Source organism: Streptomyces sp. NPDC051677 (assembly GCF_044453465.1).
GTDB lineage: Bacteria > Actinomycetota > Actinomycetes > Streptomycetales > Streptomycetaceae > Streptomyces.
The window spans coordinates 57,082-74,606 of the sequence record NZ_JBITCT010000033.1 but is presented as its reverse complement, the minus strand read 5'-3'; the positions used below and the strand labels follow the sequence as shown (position 1 = coordinate 74,606).

Below are 17,525 nucleotides of genomic sequence, written 5' to 3'. Positions count from 1 at the left end.
TCGAGCCGGGCGGTTAAGGTCATGGGCCCCCTGCCCGAGGCAGGGGGCCCGATCGTTTCCTGGGGGGACACGACACATGCCCACACCCGAGCAGATCTGGCAGGACGCATCTCTCGCCGCCCGACGCCTGGCCGGCGTCGCGCTCAATCCATCCGCTCCGCAGGACGTCCTGCTGCACCTGCTGGCGAAGGCGCCGCTCGCCGTGCGGATGGTGCTGTGCCGGGACCGGGTCCTGCCCGAGGCGGTCGTCGACGCCGTCGTCGAGCATCCCGACCACCGCACCCGTAGCTTCTTCGCCCGTAACCCCCACGTCGACCCGGCGCAACGGGTGCGGCTGCTGGACGATCCGCACTGGTTCGTGCGCGCCCACCTCGCCGAGGCGCCCCGGGTGACTCCCCCGGCCGAGCCCCGGCCGCTGCCGGACGACGCCGTCGTCCACATGATGAACGCCTACGACCCCGAGCACCTGGGCGGGAGCTTCTACCGGCAGTTCTCCCTCGGACTGCGCCGCTCCATGGCGACGCATCCGGACGCGAAGGTCCGGGCCTGGGGCGTCGGCATGTGGGGGTGGCACGACCCGCAGACACGGGCGGCGCTGCTCGCCGACCCCGACGACGAGGTCCGCGGGCGGGCCGAGGACCGGCTGCGCCACGAGGATCCCGCGTGGGTGGAGAGCGAGCTGCCCGACCGGTCCTGTCACGCCCGCACCGGCATGCTGCTGCACGACGCTCTCAGCCGGGCCGTCGTGGACGGCGTCCTCACCGCCCCGGCCGGTCCCGCGGACCGGCGGATGATCGCGGGCAACCCCAGTCTCCCTCCTGACGTCGTGGCCCTCCTGGCCGCCGATCCGGATCCGGAGGTCCGGTGGGGGATCGCACGCCGCGCGGACCTCGGCGCCGCCGAGCGCCGCGCGCTGGTCGCGGATCCCGAATCCGACATACGCCAGACAATCGCCCGCCACCCGGACCTCGATCAGGACGACCGGCGTGTCCTCGCGGCGGACCCGGACCCGAAGGTGCGTTTGTCCGTGTCGGTCCACCCCGGATGGACCGAGGTGGAACGGGCCGCGATCGCGTACGAGGCCCCCCTGGACAAGCCGTTCTGCTTCTACCCCGAGCGTCTGGTGACCAGGGATCCCGAGGCCGTCCGCCGGGACGCGCTCTCCGGGCACCCCATGCTGCGCCGGGAGGCGGCGAAGGAGCACGCCCTGCCGCCGGACCTCGTGGCCCGGCTGGCCGGCGACGACGACCTCGGCGTCCGTGTCCTGCTGGCCCAGAACCATCCGGACGCCCCGGCGGCGCTCCTGCTGCGCAGCTTCCTGGAGTACACCGGCCCCGAGCGCGCGCATCTCGTCACCCGGCCGCACTTCCCGACCGACGGGCTGGCCGGCCACGCCGACGACGAGGATCCCGCCGTGCGGGTCCTGGCCGCCCGCGACCCCGGGACCCCGCCGGCCACCGTGGAGCGGCTCAGCCGGGACCCCGAGCCCGATGTGCGGGCGGCCTTCGCGCGCCACCCGAACCTTCCGCCCGCCCGGCTGGCGGAGCTGCTCGACGACGAGGAGCTCGCCCACCACGCCGCCGCCAACCCGGCGTGGGAAGAGGGCGCGCTCCGCGCCCTGGCGGCGGCGCTGCCGGTCAGCTGACGGCCAACAGCGCCGCCAGCGCCTGCGCGGTCCGTGGATACCGGCCGAGGAGGGCTGCTGCGGGCGACGTGCCGGACGGGGCGTCGGCGGTCTCCCACGTCCCGTCGTAGCCGAGCAGGTCCGCCAGCGCGTCGCAGGTCGCGGGGTGGGCGGCGAGCAGCGGCAGACCGCCCGCGGCGCCCGCCGCCGACTCCGGGTGCGCGGGCGGCGGTTCCTGCAGGAGTCGCCACGGCGGAACCCAGGCGTCGAGCTCCGTGAGCCGGGCGGGGAAGACGCGGCCGGCCTCGCGGATCAGCAGCGGCGCCAGCTCGGTGCCGCTCGCGCGCAGGGTGCTGATCAACGTGGGCAGCCAGGGCAGCAGGACCGGGTCCGGGAGCCGGGCGAACGCGTTGGACACGGCCTCGACGACGAAGTCGGCCAGGCCCGGCACCGGTTCCAGGGCGTGCACGAACCCGCTGAGGTAGCGGGGGTAGGCGGGGACGACCAGCGGGTTGCCGAGGAGTTCGGCGCAGCGCTCGCGCAGCGCCGTCCTCGGCAGGGCGCCCAGGTGGGTCTGCGCCGCCCACAGCAGTGCGGTGCGGGAGGGCTCGGTCGGATGGGACTGGGCCAGGGCGAGTTCGAGCTGGGCGCGGTCGCAGCCGAGGGACAGGGCGAGGCTCTCCATGCCGAACAGGAAGCCCAGCATCGCCGCGACCTGACGGACCGTCGCGTCCTCGTCGGTGAACGCCGTCGGCAGCAGGGTGCAGTAGTGCGCGTAGCCGGTCTTGACGAACGACTCGATCCAGGGCGGCAGCACCGGTTCGGCGGTGCGGTAGTGGGCCAGCAGTCTGCGGACGCGGCGCAGCACCTCCGGCGCGCCGTCGACGCTGCGTTCGCCCGCCAGGACCTCCAGGGCCCGGGTGCCGAGTTCGTCGGCGAGGCGGCGGCTGCGCAGGAGGAGCGTGGCGTCCTCGACGGCCTCCAGGACCTGGGCAGCCGTGGCCTGCGGGGCATACGCGGCCCGCCGTAGCCGCTGTTCGAGGACCTGCTCGATGCTGACGCCCTCGTAGCCGAGTTCGATGAGGGCCCGCTGGTGGGTGCCCAGGGCCAGGTCCCAGGACTCCTGGATGGGGCGCTCGCCGAGTCGCCGTTCGCCCATGATGGGGCGGGCGGCGCCGTGGGGCAGCAGGCGGCGCAGCATCCACAGCAGGTCGGAGCAGGGCTCCAGCTCCGGCCGGGAGGCGATGTCCAGCAGGGCGCGCTGCACTCCGCGCTGCTGGAGCCGCAGGTTCAGCGGGGCGAGCCGGTCGTGCACGTCACGGGCCAGCGGCGGCAGCGCGTCGTAGCCGACCTGGCCGACGCGGTCGCCGCCCATCATGATCTCGACCAGTCGGCCCACGTCCCGCCGGCCCGGTACGGCGTCCTTCTCGATGCAGGTGACGGCCGCGTCCTGGAAGTCGTACGCCGTCGGCTTGGCGCGATCGCGCATTGCGGCCAGCAGGATCGACGTCTCGAAGACGGCGATGGCGTCGGCGGTGGAGGCGAGGTATCCGTTGCGGCGCGCGGCGCGCACGATGTCGACCGACCAGCCGAGCAGTTCGGCCTCGTCCAGGGCGTCGAGGGCGGGCGGGCGCTGCAGGAAGCCCGTGAGCCGGTCGGTGGGCGGGGCCGTGGGAGCCGTGAGCGCGGGAAGGGCCTTCTTCGGCTTCGTGCTCTTCTTCGTGCCCGCCTGGCCTTCCAGGCGGTACGGGCGGACGCCGGTGCGCTTGACGTTCTTCGCCCACTCGGTCGCCGCGATGGACACCGAGCCCGCGGCGAGGCCGAACTGCGCCTCGATCGCCGCGTGGCTGGACGGGATGAGGCCGTGCCGCCACTTGGTGGGGCTCGGCGGGCTGATGGTGAAGGAGTCGCTGCCGTGCACGCCGAACTCCGCGACCCGGCTGGCCGCGTGGAAGGCGCCGCAGACGTAGATGCAGTCCGCGGGGTCGGCGCCGGTGGCGGCCAGGTGCTGGCGCATCCGCGTCCACATGTACCGCTCGCGGTCCTCGTCGACCCTCACCTTTGCGGGGTCGCCGGGGGCGAGGCGGCGGAAGAGGCTGCCGATGAGCAGCATCACCTGGCGGTAGGTGTCGTGGTCGCTGTCGCCGAGGGGCAGTTCGACGTACTGGTGCCACCACTCCGACCAGTGCCGCACCCGGCCGTGGCGCAGGAGGTGCTCCTCCAGTTCGGCGAAGCGCGGGCGCAGGTCGCCGATCTCCACGCCGACGGCGTCGCCGTGCAGCGCGGTCTGCTCCTCGGCCTGTGGCGCGTCGGGGTCGGCCTGCGCCGTGTGGTCGGCGTCCGGCCCGGTCTCCCACTGGAAGACATGGTCCGAGGAACGGTCGACGAGGACCAGTTCGACGCCCGGGGTGTCGAGCGCGTAGGCGATGGCCTGGTACTCGGCGGAGGCCTCGGTGACCGGGGCGACCACCGAGAGCGGCGCCCAGTCGGCGGGGAAGCCCTCGACCTCGCTGGCGAACGCCTGCACCGCCACCGGGAGGCGGCAGTTGCGCAGCTCGGTGAGGAGGGGCGCCATGTCCTCGCACAGCTCCAGGTAGACCGCCTTCGGCTGCTTCTCGCGCAGCCGGCGGGCCATGGCGATCGCCGAGGCCGGTGAGTGGTGGCAGACCGGGAAGATCTCCAGGGGCTCGCGCACCGCGCGCTCGACGTCGTCGACGATGCCGCGCAGGATGCCCTCCAGGGCTCCGGGACCGTCGGCGAACGCCGTTGCCGCCTGGTGCAGTTGGCCGCGCAGCCCCTCGAAGGCGCCGCCGCTCACGACGCCGCTCATGACAGGGTCGCGATCGCGTCGCGGCCGCCTTCGAGGAACTCCGGCCAGGAGCCCCCCTGTTCCTTGCTGCGCGGTTCGACGACGCCGTGCAGGTACTTGTTGAGGATGGCGAGGTCCTCGGGCGCGCGCCGGGCCAGGGAGCCGACGAGGGAGGAGGCGAGGGTGTGGGCGGTCAGGGCGCGTTCGCCGAAGAAGTTGCTGTGCAGGATCGCGTCCTCGAGGACGCCGATCTGCTCGGCGGTGGACAGCGCGGACTCCAGTTTCTCGTCGTCGCTGCCGGCCGCTGCGGAGGAGGCCCGCAGGTCGGCGAAGCTCTGCAGCAGCACGTCCAGCAGGGTCGGCGGGACGTCGAGTTCGATCTGGTGGCGGCGCAGCAGTTCCTCGGTGCGGAAGCGGACGATCTCCGCCTCGCTCTTCTTGTTCGTCACCACCGGGATGCGGACGAAGTTGAAGCGGCGCTTGAGCGCCGAGGAGAGGTCGTTGACGCCCCGGTCGCGGCTGTTGGCGGTGGCGATGACCGAGAAGCCGGGCTTGGCGAACACGATGTTGTCGCTGTCCTGGTCACTGCCCAGCTCCGGGACCGAGATGTACTTCTCGGACAGGATCGAGATCAGCGCGTCCTGGACGTCGCTGGTGGAGCGCGTGAGCTCCTCGAAGCGGCCGATCGACCCGGTCTCCATCGCGGTCATGATCGGCGAGGGGATCATCGACTCACGCGACTGGCCCTTGGCGATGACCATCGAGACGTTCCACGAGTACTTGATGTGGTCCTCGGTGGTGCCCGCGGTGCCCTGGACGACCAGGGTGGAGTTGCGGGAGATCGCGGCCGACAGCAGTTCGGCCAGCCAGCTCTTCCCGGTGCCGGGGTCGCCGATGAGCAGCAGCCCGCGGTCGGAGGCGAGGGTGACGATGGAGCGCTCGACGAAGCTGCGGTCGCCGAACCACTTCTGGGCGATCTCCCGGTCGAGGCCGTCGGCGCGCTCGGAACCGAGGATGAACAGGCGGACCATCTTCGGCGACAGCCGCCAGGAGAACGGCTTGGGGTTGTCGTCGATCGACTCCAGCCAGTCGAGTTCCTCGGCGTACTTGAGCTCGGCGGGGGCGCGCAGGAGGTCGGTCATGGCAGGGCCTTTCTCGTGAAAGCAGAAGGGGGGAAGTCCTAGGCGAGGAACGTCTTGAGTTCGTGGACGAGCTTGTTGATGTGGCCGGAGATCACCGGGGTGCCGAGGGCCTTGAACCGCTCCCGGAACCAGGGGTTGACCTCCTGGCGGCCGGAGCTGGTCACCGAGCCGACCGGGATGAACTTCACGCCGGAGCGGTGGACTTCCTCGATGCCTTCGAACAACGGCTGGGAGCGGTTGAACTCGTAGAAGTCCGAGATCCACACCATCACCGTGTTCTTGGGCTCGGCGATCTTCGGCCGGGCCATGGCCATGGCGACCGGACCGTCGTTGCCGCCGCCCAGCTTGGTGCGCAGCAGCACCTCGAACGGCTCGTTCACCCAGGGGGTGAGGTCGAGCGCCCGGGTGTCGTATGCGATCAGGTGCACGTCGACCTTGGGCAGTCCGGCGAAGATCGACGCCAGGATGGTGCAGTTGACCATGGAGTCGACCATCGAGCCCGACTGGTCCACGACCACGATGAGCCGCTGCGGAGTCGTCTTGCGGGCGGTGTGGCGGTAGTAGAGGCGGTCGACGTAGAGGCGTTCCTCTTCGGGGCTGTAGTTGGTGAGGTTCTTCCAGATGGTCCGGTCGAGGTCGAGGTTGCGGAACACGCGCTTGGGCGGGACCGAGCGGTCGACCGCGCCGACCGTGGACTTCTCCACCTGGGTGCGCAGCACTTCGGCGACCTCGTCGACGAACCGGCGGATCAGGGCCTTGGCGTTGGCCAGGGCGACGCCGGAGAGGTTGTCCTTGTCGCGCAGCAGCTGCTCGATGAGCGACATGCTCGGCGTGAGCCGCGCGGCGAGCTCGGGGTCGGCGAGCACTTCGCGCAGGTGCATACGCTGGACGAGGTCCGCTTCGATGGCGCCGAGTTCGGGACCGATCCCGGGGACGAGGTCGCCGCCGTCGGGCGTGGCGCCTCGGCCGCCGCGCAGCCCGCCGGGCGGGCAGCCGAGTGCGCGCTCCAGCCAGCCGGCGTCGCTCTGCCAGCGGGACAGCTGCCCGGCGCTGACGGGACCGGAGCCGGTGGCGAAGACGTTCAGCAGCACCTTGGACACGAGGGCGGCGCGCCGCACCTCGGCCGCACGATCACGCGCGTCCTCGTCGGCCGCGACCTCGGTCTCGGTCTCGGTCTCGGTCTCGGGAACCATCAACCGGTCGAACTCCGCCGCCAGTTCGGGGTGGCGCTGCACGATGGAGTCGACGGAGGTCTGCGGGTCCAGCAGTGCGGGCGGCAGGCCGATGTCCTGGACGACGGCGAGACTCGCCGATTCCAGGCCGGCCTGCTCCTCGGGGTCGAAGAGGCGGGCCAGCAGCCGCCAGTAGAGGACCTGTCGGCGGTTGTCGTCGGGGACCGGCCCGGAGTGGTCTGTCTGTCGCATGTGGTCGCTCATTTCCGCAGCAGCCTCCCCGCCCGCTCCCGCAGGACGGTGACGGCGTCCGTGGCGGCCTTCTCGGCGCGGACGCCGGCCTTGTCGGTGGTGCCGCCGGCCCACGCGCCCGCGTGCAGGGCGACGGCCTTCTTGCGCACGGTGGTCTCGACGGCGAGCGGCTGGAGGCGGAACCCGCCGCCGTCCCAGCGGAGCAGGCCGATGCACGCGCCGGAGGCGGCGACCGCCTCGGGGGTGAGCGGGCTCGCGGTCGGGATGCGGTCGGTGTCGACGGGGAGGGCGTGTCCGGCGACGGTGAAGGTGAGGGTGTCGCCCTCCTGCTCGCTGGCGTAGCCCTCCAGGAACACCGGCTCGGCGATGCGCACGGGGTGGCGGTCCAGGGGCGCGGTGGGCAGGGCGGTGGCGGTCGGCAGGAGGACGCGTGCGGTGGTCAGGGCGTCGGCGGGGTCTCCCCCGCGCGCTCGGGCGTCGTCCCAGATCAGGTCGCCCTCGTCGGTGAGGGGCATGGCGTCGAGCTCCATCGCCCGGCCTTCGCCGACGGCCGCGAGCAGTGACAGATGGGGCCGCAGCAGCTGCCAGACGCCGGCCTCGACGACCGTGTCCGGTTTCGGCACCGAGACGCCGGCGCGGACCAGGCGGGGTGCGGTGCCGTCGGCGGGTTCGAACACCGCGTGGACCTGGGCCTGCGCGGCGGTGGCGTGTTCGTGCAGGTCGACGCCGAGCGGCAGCAGACGGCCGGTGGCGGTGCCGACGCCGGTCGGCTCGGCCGCGCCGGGCCGGGTCAGCAGCAGGGCGCGGGCCCACAGGTCGCACCAACGGCGGGCCGGGATCCGTTCCAGGACGGCGCCGGGGCAGGAGGCGGCGAGTTCGGCGGCGAAGCCGTCGAGCAGGGTGGCCAGGCGGCGCAGCTCGGGGTGCGGCAGCAGCGCGGAGACGATCGGCGCGGCTCCGCCGACCAGGTCGTGGTCGATGCCCTGCCAGCCGGTGCGCGCGAGGTCCGACAGCCAGGTGCGGGCGGCTGCCTGCAGGTTCACCGTCGGGCGCTCGGCAGGGGCCGCCGGTGCGCGCTCCGTGCGCGTGCGGCCCGTCACCTCGTCGACGCCTGCCGTGAGCGCGTCGTGCACGGCGCCGAAGAGGGCGGTACGGGCGGCGGCGAGCGCCACGAAGTCGTCCTCGCCGGCGGCTCCGGCCGCGGCCTTCTCGGCGGCCTCGGCGACTCGCGCGGCCAGTGGGGTGCCGGCGACGGCGCGGGCGAGTCCGGTGAGGTCGCCCACCCGGTCGGGCCGCAGGCGCAGCAGGCCGGCGACGAGGGTCCGGTCGAAGGCGTCGACCGCCGTCAGCGTCTCGTCCAGCCCCTCCACGGGGTCGGTGAGCCGGCCGACGTGCTCCTGGGCGCTCGCACCGGCCTCACTCGGGGGCGCCCCCGACGAGGTCGCCGCCCGCGTCGGCGGGAACCAGTGCAGCTCTGGCAACGGGGCGGTGACCGGGGCCAGTTCGAGGTAGGCGAGGTGGCGCAGGAACCGACTGAAGACGGGTGCGGCGGCCGCCTTGCCGTCCGCCTGCGGCGGGTGGGCGCCGGTCATCGCGGCGGTGAGGGCGGCGGCGTCCGCCTCGGCGCCCGCGGGCTCGACGCGCAGGTAGCGGCCGACGCGGTCGGCGCCGTACTGCAGGACGGCCTCGGTGATCAGGGCGCGGATGTGGTTGCAGAACGAACCGCGCGCGCCGCCGCAGGGCCGGTTGTTGTTGGTGCTGCAGGCGAAGGCGTACGTGCCGGCGGCGACCGACGAGACGTACACCCGCTCGATGTCCGAGCCGCTGGAGACCACGCCCTGCAGGCGTCCGTCGGCCAGTTCGACGAAGGGGACCTTGGACAGCTTTCGCGGTCGCGCGGGCGGCACCACCCGGGCCGTACTCGCGTTCTCCCAGTCCGACAACGCACCGTCTCCTTTGCAGCACAAGGCTCCGCACGCCGAAATCGACGCAGCACAGGGGGGTTGTCGCACCCGATCGGCGCGACACCAACGAACTTACCGGCGACCACTGACAACGCCGTCCGACGCCCTTCATGTCGCCGTCCGGGCGAGCGCCGACGACACGGTCCGCATCCCGGTCGGCGCGGGCCCGCGGCGTCCGGCTCTTCTAGAATTCCGATGATCATGCTCGGGGGCGACAGCGGGAGCATGCCGACGTGAAGGGGCGGGATTGAGCGGGGAGCAGGCGTCGTTCGGGACGCTGCTGCGGGAGTTGCGGTTGTCCGCGTCGCTGACCATCGAGGGTCTGGCCGAGGTGTCGGGCGTGAGTGTGCGGGGCATCGGGGATCTGGAGCGGGGGCGGCGGGCGGCTCCGCAGCGGCGGACGGTCGCCGCGCTCGCGGACGGTCTGGGCCTGGCCGAGACGCTGCGGGAGCGGCTGCTCACAGCGGCGCGGACGGGGCGCACCGGGGGCTACAGCCCGGTGGGGGTGCGAGCGTTCCCGCGCGGGATCGACGACTTCGTCGGCCGGGAACAGGAGTTGACCCGGTTGACGGCGCTCGCCGAGCGGGAGGACGCCGTCCAGCCGCTGGTGGTGGCGGTGTCCGGGCCGCCCGGCACGGGCAAGACGACGCTGGCGTTGCACGCGGCCCGCGGCCTCGCCGACCGGTTTCCCGACGGGCAGTTGGTGCTGGACCTGCGCGGCACGGAGGATGATCCGCCCCCTCCGGCCGAACTCGTGCTCAGCGTGCTGAAGGCCCTTCAGGTGTCCGACCGGGATCTCGCCCAGGCCGGGCCGGGCGGTCATCCCGCGCTGTACCGGCGGCTGTTCGCGGAACGACGGAGTCTGCTGGTCCTCGACAACGCCAGTGACGAGGGCCAGGTGCGCCCGCTGCTGCCGGCCGCGGGCGCGGGCATGGTGGTGGTGACGAGCCGTCGCTCGCTGAGCGGGCTGGACAACGTGCACCGGATGGCGCTCGGGGAACTGAGCCCCGCGGAGGCCGCCGAGTTCCTGACCTCTCTCGTGGGCTCCGAGCGTGCCGCCGCCGATCCGGGCGCCCTCGCCGATGTCGCCGAGCGCTGCGGTCATCTGCCGCTGGCCCTGCGGGTGGCCGGTAACTGGCTTGCCACCCGGACCGGTTGGACCGTGCGCCGGCTCGCGGACCGCCTCGCCGTCGAGGAACGCCGCCTGGAGGCGCTGGCCGCCGGGGACGTACGCGTGGCCGCCGCCTTCGACCTGTCCTACCGTCAGCTGACGCCCTCGGCGGCTCGCCTGTTCCGGCGGCTCGCCCTGGTCCCCGGCCTGGACACGGCGGCTCCCGGCGCCGCCCGGCTCACCGGACAGCCGCTGTTCGACGCCGAGGACACCCTGGAGGAGCTGGTCGAGACCGGGCTGCTGGGGACGGACGGGGAGCGCTACCGGCTGCACGACCTGCTGCGGCTGTACGCCCGTACCCGGCTGGCGGCCGAGGAGGACCCGCGGGACGTGGACCGGGCCCGTGCCGCGTTCTTCCACTGGGCACTGGAGACGGCGGTCGTCGCGGGCCGTTGGTTCGAGCCGGACCACGGGGCTCCACCGCCCACCTGGCAGGCAACGGTGGACCTGTCAACCGCGGGCCGGGCCCGCGCCTGGCTGCAGGCGGAGGGCGCCAACTGGCTGGCCGCTCTGCACGCGGCCGAGGCCGCCGGTGAGCACGCCACGGTGGTGGAGGTCGCCGAGGCCCTGCACTGGTTCTCCGACCAGTGGATCTTCTGGGGGCACTGGCCGGAGGTCTTCGGCATGGCCGCCCGCTGCGCGCAGGCACTGGGCGATCCGGTCGTGGAGGCGACCCAGCTGAACTACCACGCCTGGGCGCTCCTGGTATGCGAACGCCGCCGCCAGGACAGCGTGCTGCGCTCCGCCGAGGCCCTCGCCGTCGCCGAACGGGCCGACGATGCCGGTCAGCAGGCCTGGGCCCATGTGTACCAAGGCTGGGCGCTGGAGCAACTCGGCGACCTCGGGCCCGCCGCCGACCACTTTCGCCACGCCGCCCGTCTGTTCGAAAGCGTCGGGGACCTGCACGGCGGTCTCCAGGCCCGGTCCGGTCATGCCGGCGTCCTGGAGGAACTGGGCCGCCCCGAGGAGGCGCTCGCGTTCTACCGGGAGACGCTCGCCTTCCTGGAAGAGGTCAGCGACCGGCTGGAACCGCACATCGCCGACGTCACCCGGATCGGGTTGCACGCGGGCCTGGGCAGAAACTTCGGCACGCTGAAGCGCTGGGCGGAGGCGGTGGACCACCTGGACACCGCCGTCGCGATCTGCCGGGCCGGCGGCAACACCGCCCTGGAGAGCCGCCAGCTCGTCCACCTCGGAAAAGCGTTGCTGTCCGCCGGACGTCCGGCGCAGGCACGCGCGGCCTTCGCGCGCTGTGTCGGCCTCGGTCTCCACGCCGACCCGCGACCGGTCGCGCAGGCCCGTGACCTCCTCGCCCGTCTCGACACGCCCTGACCCCGCCCGCCCGTTCCCGGGTCGCCGCACCACGGGGACGGGGGCGGGCTCGCGCCACCGACGGGCGAGGTCCCTCGCCGCGCCCCCATTCTGGTCGCGGGGGCTCTTCCGCGTCTTGTCCGACAGTGCACCGCGCTGTTCCCTCAGCGCACAGCGGACGGCCGCGCCGACGCCGTCCGTGTTTCTGCCTGCTTCCTGCCTGGAGCCCGCCGTGGGCCGCTGCTTGGCTGATGGCGGCGGGGAGAACGGGCCGCCGTCCGATCCCTCTCCGCCGGTTTCGCACAGGTGGAGAGGAGAACCAGGTGGCCCTGGTGCTGTCGACTGCTTCGGCGCCCGACGGGGAGCAACGCGCCTTCTGGCAGGACGCGTTGGGCAACGCGCTGCGGCCGATGTCCGTCACGGTGCACGGCGACGGCCCGTTCGAGGGCCGGATCGTCACCGGGCGGCTGGGGCACCTGCGCATCTCCACGATCCACGCCGACGCACAGCGCATGAGCCGCACGCCCGCCCACCTCGCCGGGGCGGCAGCGGCCCCTGCGGGGGACGAGGTGGCGGTCGCCGTCCAGACGGCGGGCACGACGACGCTGGTCCAGGACGGCCGCCGCGCCTTCGTGGGCGAGGGCGACCTCGTCGTCTACGACACGGCACGGCCGCACTCCCTGGACTATCCGCGCCGTTTCTCCACCCATGTCGTGCACATGCCCCGCCGGGCGGTGGGCCTGCCGGAGGAGGAGTTGCGCCGGGTGACCGGGACCGCGATCGCCGGGACGGACAGCGTCGGAGCCCTGCTGGTGACCTTCGTGACCGCCCTCACCGCGTCGCTCCCGCCGTACGCGCCGGCCGTCGCCGCCAGGCTGGCCACGGGTTTCGTGGACCTGTTCGCCACGTTGGTCGAGGCGCGGACCCGGCGGGTCACGGCGCCCCAGGCGCACTCCGCCGCACACCTGGTGCTGCGCGTCCGCGACCACATCGACCGCCATCTCGGCGACCCGGACCTCTCCCCGCAGTCCGTCGCGGCAGCGCACCACATCTCCGTGCGCTATCTGCACCGGCTCTTCGAAGGCGAGGGCGTCACCGTCGCCCGCCTCATCCAGCAGCGTCGCCTGGAGCGGTGCGCGCGGGAACTGGCCCGACCCGACGCCTCGGCTCCCACCGTCTCGGCAGTGGCCCAGCGCTGGGGCTTCGCCAGCCCCGCCCACTTCAGCCGGGCCTTCCGCGCCGCCTACGGGCTCTCCCCGCGCGAGTGGCGCGGCACACCGAACGACCTGCTCCCGACGGGCTGAGCGGGCCGACGGTCAGCGGTCCCCCCGGCGACGGGACAGGCCCGCCGGAGCCCGCCCCCGGGACGTCAGGGTGTACAGCACCGCCAGCCCGGCGACGGTCGCCACCGCGGCGGCCCCGCCCCGGGAGCCACGGGCCAGGACCGAGCCGGTGGACCGTGCGGACAGCGCCGAGCCGACGCTGAGCCAGGAGCCCACGGAGGCGAAGGAGGCGGCCGAGCCGACGGACCCCACGGACAGGAAGCTGCCGACCGAGGCGACGGACAGGGAGCTGCCCACGGATCCGACGGAGAGGAACGAGTCGACGGAGCCGATCGACAGCGCCGAGTTCTTCGACCACAGCGAACGCCAGGAGGCGCCGCTGCCGTCACGCGTCGTCATGGGGCGAACCGTCCTGCGGCGAGTCGTCATGGGCCGAGGATACGTTCGACGCGGTCAGGACGGCGGCCAGTCGCGGTAGGCGATGCGGGCCAGGTCGTGGATCTCGCCGACCGTGCCCCACTCGTCGCCGCCCAGGCGGGCCAGCGGGCGCAGACGCCGGATGTCGGGGCGGCCGTCGACGATGACGTCCTCCCGTACGGCGGCGTGCAGGACCTCGCCGAGGACCAGGGTGGAGTTGCCGATGCCGAGGGTCGAGTGCAGTCGGCACTCGAGCGCCACGGGCGAGGCGGCCACGCGCGGCGGCGCCACCCGCAGCGAGGGTTCCCGCTCGATGCCCACCGCGTCGAACTCGCCCTCGTGCGCGGGGAAGTCGACGGCGCTCGCGTTGATCTGCTCGAAGAGCGGCTCGGACGCGAAGTTGACGACGAACTCTCCGGTGGCCTCGACATTGCGCAGCGAGTCCTTGCGGCCGACGGAGGTGAACTGGACGATCGGCGGGTCGGTGCAGGCGACGGTGAAGAAGGAGTGCGGGGCGAGGTTGGCGGTCGTGCCGTCCGCGGCCAGGGTCGACACCCAGGCGATCGGCCGGGGTACGACGAGGGCGGTGAGCAGCCGGTAGAAGGCTCCGGCGCCGAGGGCCCCGGGATCGTAGTCAACGCGCATGTCGGCCAGTTCTACCCGACCGAGCCCCCGGAAACGGAACCGGGACTCCGTCCACGCCCTTGATCCGCCGCACGACGCCGCGGGGATTCAGTCGCCCAGGCGATCGCCTCCGTCGCCCAGCAGGGGCGCGGCCTCCGACCTGACCTTGGCCACCGCCGCGGCCACCTGCTCCTGCACGACGTCGGCCGGCGGGTCTCCCCGTACGGCGGAGACCAGGTCGCGGGCGAGGTGGTGGAGCTTGGTGTTGGTGTTCTGGGAGGCCAGGACCAGGACCCGCCAGGCCTCCTCGACGCTCAGGCCGAAGGAGGCCATGAGGATGCCGCGGGCCAGGTCGATCACCGGGCGGGTCTGCATGGCGCGCCGCAGCTGCACGACCTCGATGCGCAGGTCCTGCAGGGCGCTGTCGTCCGCGGCGGTTGCGGAGCCGTCGCCGTCGTCGGAGCAGGGGGTGTCGAACAGTGTCCGGGTGCCGGTCAGGGTCAGCAGCCGTTCGACCGCCGGGCCGACCGTGCGCAGGGCGACCGTCTTGCCCTGCTTCAGGCCCTGGTCGCGCAGGCCGAGCAGGACGTTCAGGGCGGAGCAGTCGCAGAACGCGACACCGCCGAGTTCCAGGTCGACACCGCCGACCGTGGAGCCGAGAGCGGCGCGCAGGGCGTGCTCCAGCTGTTCGGCCGACTCGAAGTCGAGTTCGCCTCGCACCGCCACGACGACACGGTCGCCGTCGGGACGGACACCGATCTCGGGCCCGGGAGCTGGCCGCGCGGGTCCCGTACCGCTCGCCCTCGCCCTCGCCCCGATACGGGCGTCCCCGCCTCTGATGTTCGCGTCATCGGCAGATTCCTGCATGACCGCCTCCCCCGGTCACTCCACATGTCACGTCAAGCCTCACCCCCTTGCCCGTCATACGTCAACAGATACATGAAATAAAGTTCCGGCCTTTGTATACGTGAACGATCGGCCGTAGGATTGGCCCATGGAGGGAGTGCCCGAGTCGCACAACGGATGGACGTTCCTGACGAACCACGCCCGCGTGCTGGCCGTCATCGCGGACAACCACAGCGCCCGCATCCGGGACATCGCCGCGCACTGCCGGCTGACGGAGCGGGCCGTGCAGAAGATCATCGCCGACCTGGAGCAGGACGGCTATCTGTCCCATACGAGGGAAGGGCGCGGCAACGCCTACCGGATCGAGCCCGGCAAGGTACTGCGCCATCCCGCCGAGGCGGGTCTGAGCGTGGCGGCCCTGCTCTCGCTGCTGATCCAGGACGAGGCGGGGCGCGCCGGACACGCCGAGACCGAGGCACACGACCCCCGTTCCTGACCGTCTCGCACGGCCCTTCGGCGGTCCGTCGGCAGAGAGAGACGAAGGTCACGAATACGTATCGGACATTTAGCGTTTCAATCTTCACACCAGTCACACAAGTTGGCTAAGTTGACGCCCAGACCGCATGAACGACTCTGGCACGACCCGCCGGGTCAGCGGCCCAACAGCCCGACAGGGCACAAAGCTTGGGGCGCCCCCGACTCGGGGAGCGCCCGGATCCGCGGGCCGGTTCCGCCCGCGGAGCACGGAAGGAGTACGTCTTCCATGGCGACGGAGGCCGACGAGCCGAGCCGGGCGGAGATCCGGCAGGCGGTCAACGCGTTGTACGACCGGGCCGAGAACGACACCGGGAAACACAACGTGACACGTGCCCAGTCGGGCGGCGGCCGCCGGTCCGGCATCTCCCTGACCCGGGGGCGCGGAGGGGCCGACCCGTCGTTGGATGCGGTGACCCGCAAGTGGTTCGACGGGGCGCGCAACAGCATCGGCCCCACGGTGCCGGCAGTCCTGCCCACCGACCGGATGCCGGCCCGTCCCGTCGCCTCGGCCGCTCCCCGGGTGCCGAAGGAACTGGAGAGGGCTTTCGAAAGCACTGCCTCGCGTGCGCGGCTCGAACTGGAGGCGCCCGAGCGCCGGGTACCGGAGCTGACCGCGCGAGCCGTCGCCGCGCTGCCCCCGGCGGCCGAGCAGGCGCCCGAGCCGCGCCGGGCGGAGCCCAAGGCCCTGGCGTCCGCGCCCCAGCCGTCGCCCGCGCCGTCGCTGACACAGCCGATGCCTCAGCCGATGAGATCGCCTGCCGCCCCGGCGCCTCAGCCGGGGGACTCCCTGCAGCAGCAGGCGTTCCGCACGGAGGCCGCGACCGCGGAGCGCGGCGGAGGCGATCAGCTGCCCGAGTTCAAGATAATGACGCCGGGGGCGGGCTCCGCACTCGGCGGCGCCGAGCCCTCGACCGCCTTCCCGACGTCCGAATTCGGTGTCGCGAAGCCCGCGTTCAGCTTCCCGATGCCGGAAGTCGATCCCACGACGGGCACGTTCATCCTTCCCGACTTCGACGCCGTCGACGCCGGCCGGGCGTCGGGCGCCCCGAGCCCGCAGAACGGCTCCGACACCGGCCCGTTCGCCTTCCCCATGCCGGACGCCGCCGCGACCACGCCTGCGGCCGGCACCCCGATGCCCCAGGCCGGACCGGCAGCCGGGTTCAGCTTCCCCATGCCGGAAGCTGCCGCCGCCACACCGGACTTCGGCGCTCCGATGTCCCAAGCTCTCCCCGCGACGGACTCGTTCAGCTTCCCCATGCCCGGCGAATCGATGCCCCAAGCCGGACCCGGAACCGGCTCGTTCGCCTTCCCGATGCCCGACGCCGGCCCCACCACCCCGGCCACCGGCATCCCGGCCGCCGCCGCACAGGCCGGGGCCGGCTTCCCCATGCCCGGCAACGCGATGCCCCAAGCCGGACCCGGAACCGGCTCGTTCGCCTTCCCGATGCCCGACGCCGGCCCCACCACCCCGGCCACCGGCATCCCGGCCGCCGCCGCCGCACAGGCCGGAGTCGGCTTCCCGGCCTCCGAACTCGATGCGGCGCAGCCGCCGTTCAGCTTCCCGTATCCCGCGGCCGACGCCATCACGCCGACCGCCGGCGTCCCGACGCCCCAGGCCGGACCGGCAACCGGCTCGTTCGGCTTCCCCACGCAGGACGCCTTCTTCGCCGCACCCCCGGCGAGCGTCCCGATGAGCCAGGTCGGCTTCGCGACGCCGCCTGCCGGCATCCCCGTGCCCGAGGCGGCCCTGACCGCGGCTGCGGCGGGCTACTGGGAACCCGAGCTCGTGGGCGCCGCCTCCGTGTCCGGTTACCCGGCTCCCGGAGTCGGCGTCGCCGCCCCGATGCCGAGCATGACCCTCCCCGTGACGGACGTCATGGGGGCGGCGATGGGCGCCCCCGCGGGACCGGTCCTCGTGGCTCCCGCACCCGCCCCGGCCCCGATGCCCGCTCCCACCGCGGCTCCCGTCGGCACCACCTTCAGCACGGCCGGCACGGCCTATCTGGGCAAGGCGGACAAGGCGCTCGCCTTCGCGCGTGCGCAGATCGGGCGGCCCTGCCTCCCCGGCGCCACCGGACCGGAGTCGTACGACTGCTCCAGCCTCACCCAGGCCGCCTGGCTGGCCGCCGGGGTGAGCCTGCCGCGGTCCGCCATCGACCAGGCGAAGGCCTTCACCCGGGTCGGCCTCGACGAGCTCCGCCCCGGCGACCTGGTGTTCTTCCACGACGACCTCAGCCACGTCGGCCTGTGCACGGACGGCGCCACGATGGTCCACGCCCCGGGTCCGGGTGCGTACATCCGCGAGGAGGCGATCCTCCCGTTCGGAGAGGGTGCGCTGCGCGGCGCCGTTCGACCCGCTTGAGCGGGCCGCCT

At 73.3% G+C, this 17,525-nt stretch carries 12 protein-coding genes and 1 pseudogene; 5 read left to right on the top strand and 8 right to left on the bottom strand.

Features of this window, described 5'->3' with window-relative positions; all coding sequences use genetic code 11:
- Positions 1-76: 76 nt before the first annotated feature.
- Positions 77-1,645 (top strand): hypothetical protein, encoded by a 1,569-nt coding sequence (locus tag ACIBAF_RS32210; protein ID WP_399467705.1) that lies wholly within the window; start codon positions 77-79, stop codon positions 1,643-1,645.
- Here the strand turns inward: ACIBAF_RS32210 and ACIBAF_RS32205 are convergent.
- From ACIBAF_RS32205 to ACIBAF_RS32185, 5 genes and pseudogenes are all read right to left on the bottom strand, one after another.
- The gene (locus ACIBAF_RS32205) at positions 1,638-4,454 is read right to left on the bottom strand and encodes a hypothetical protein (RefSeq protein ID WP_399467704.1); all 2,817 of its coding nucleotides are present in this window, start codon (positions 4,452-4,454) and stop codon (positions 1,638-1,640) included. The genes ACIBAF_RS32210 and ACIBAF_RS32205 overlap by 8 nt on opposite strands.
- Entirely contained in the window at positions 4,451-5,575 is a 1,125-nt protein-coding gene (locus ACIBAF_RS32200; protein ID WP_399467703.1) for an AAA family ATPase, read from the bottom strand. Before ACIBAF_RS32200 ends, ACIBAF_RS32205 begins: the two co-directional genes overlap by 4 nt.
- A 38-nt stretch (positions 5,576-5,613) precedes the next feature.
- On the bottom strand, positions 5,614-6,999 hold the full coding sequence (locus tag ACIBAF_RS32195; RefSeq protein ID WP_399467702.1) for a VWA domain-containing protein: 1,386 nt from the start codon (positions 6,997-6,999) through the stop codon (positions 5,614-5,616).
- Between the two features lie 8 nt (positions 7,000-7,007).
- Positions 7,008-8,369, bottom strand: coding sequence for a hypothetical protein (locus ACIBAF_RS32190; RefSeq protein ID WP_399467753.1), 1,362 nt, complete (start codon positions 8,367-8,369; stop codon positions 7,008-7,010).
- Between the two features lie 75 nt (positions 8,370-8,444).
- Positions 8,445-8,942: pseudogene (locus tag ACIBAF_RS32185) on the bottom strand (hypothetical protein); the annotation flags it as partial.
- 268 nt (positions 8,943-9,210) lie between these two features.
- Between ACIBAF_RS32185 and ACIBAF_RS32180 the strand changes: the two are divergent.
- Both ACIBAF_RS32180 and ACIBAF_RS32175 read left to right on the top strand, forming a co-directional pair.
- Entirely contained in the window at positions 9,211-11,466 is a 2,256-nt protein-coding gene (locus ACIBAF_RS32180; RefSeq protein WP_399467701.1) for an ATP-binding protein, read from the top strand.
- Positions 11,467-11,768: 302 nt separating this feature from the next.
- Positions 11,769-12,749, top strand: coding sequence for a helix-turn-helix domain-containing protein (locus ACIBAF_RS32175; RefSeq protein WP_399467700.1), 981 nt, complete (start codon positions 11,769-11,771; stop codon positions 12,747-12,749).
- A 12-nt stretch (positions 12,750-12,761) separates the two neighbouring features.
- On the opposite strand, the gene ACIBAF_RS32170 is transcribed toward ACIBAF_RS32175, so the two are convergent.
- The 3 genes from ACIBAF_RS32170 to ACIBAF_RS32160 all read right to left on the bottom strand — a co-directional run bounded on the left by ACIBAF_RS32170 (position 12,762) and on the right by ACIBAF_RS32160 (position 14,636).
- The gene (locus ACIBAF_RS32170; protein WP_399467699.1) at positions 12,762-13,127 is read right to left on the bottom strand and encodes a hypothetical protein; all 366 of its coding nucleotides are present in this window, start codon (positions 13,125-13,127) and stop codon (positions 12,762-12,764) included.
- A 54-nt stretch (positions 13,128-13,181) separates the two neighbouring features.
- Positions 13,182-13,790 (bottom strand): flavin reductase family protein, encoded by a 609-nt coding sequence (locus tag ACIBAF_RS32165; RefSeq protein WP_399467698.1) that lies wholly within the window; start codon positions 13,788-13,790, stop codon positions 13,182-13,184.
- An 87-nt stretch (positions 13,791-13,877) separates the two neighbouring features.
- Positions 13,878-14,636: an anti-sigma factor antagonist gene (locus ACIBAF_RS32160; RefSeq protein WP_399467697.1), complete on the bottom strand. Its 759-nt coding sequence runs from the start codon at positions 14,634-14,636 to the stop codon at positions 13,878-13,880.
- A 127-nt stretch (positions 14,637-14,763) separates the two neighbouring features.
- On the opposite strand from ACIBAF_RS32160, the gene ACIBAF_RS32155 reads away from it, so the two are divergent.
- Positions 14,764-15,111: a helix-turn-helix transcriptional regulator gene (locus ACIBAF_RS32155; RefSeq protein ID WP_399467696.1), complete on the top strand. Its 348-nt coding sequence runs from the start codon at positions 14,764-14,766 to the stop codon at positions 15,109-15,111.
- Between the two features lie 267 nt (positions 15,112-15,378).
- Positions 15,379-17,514, top strand: a complete 2,136-nt coding sequence (locus ACIBAF_RS32150) for an NlpC/P60 family protein (RefSeq protein WP_399467695.1) — start codon at positions 15,379-15,381, stop codon at positions 17,512-17,514.
- The last annotated feature ends 11 nt before the right edge of the window (positions 17,515-17,525 follow it).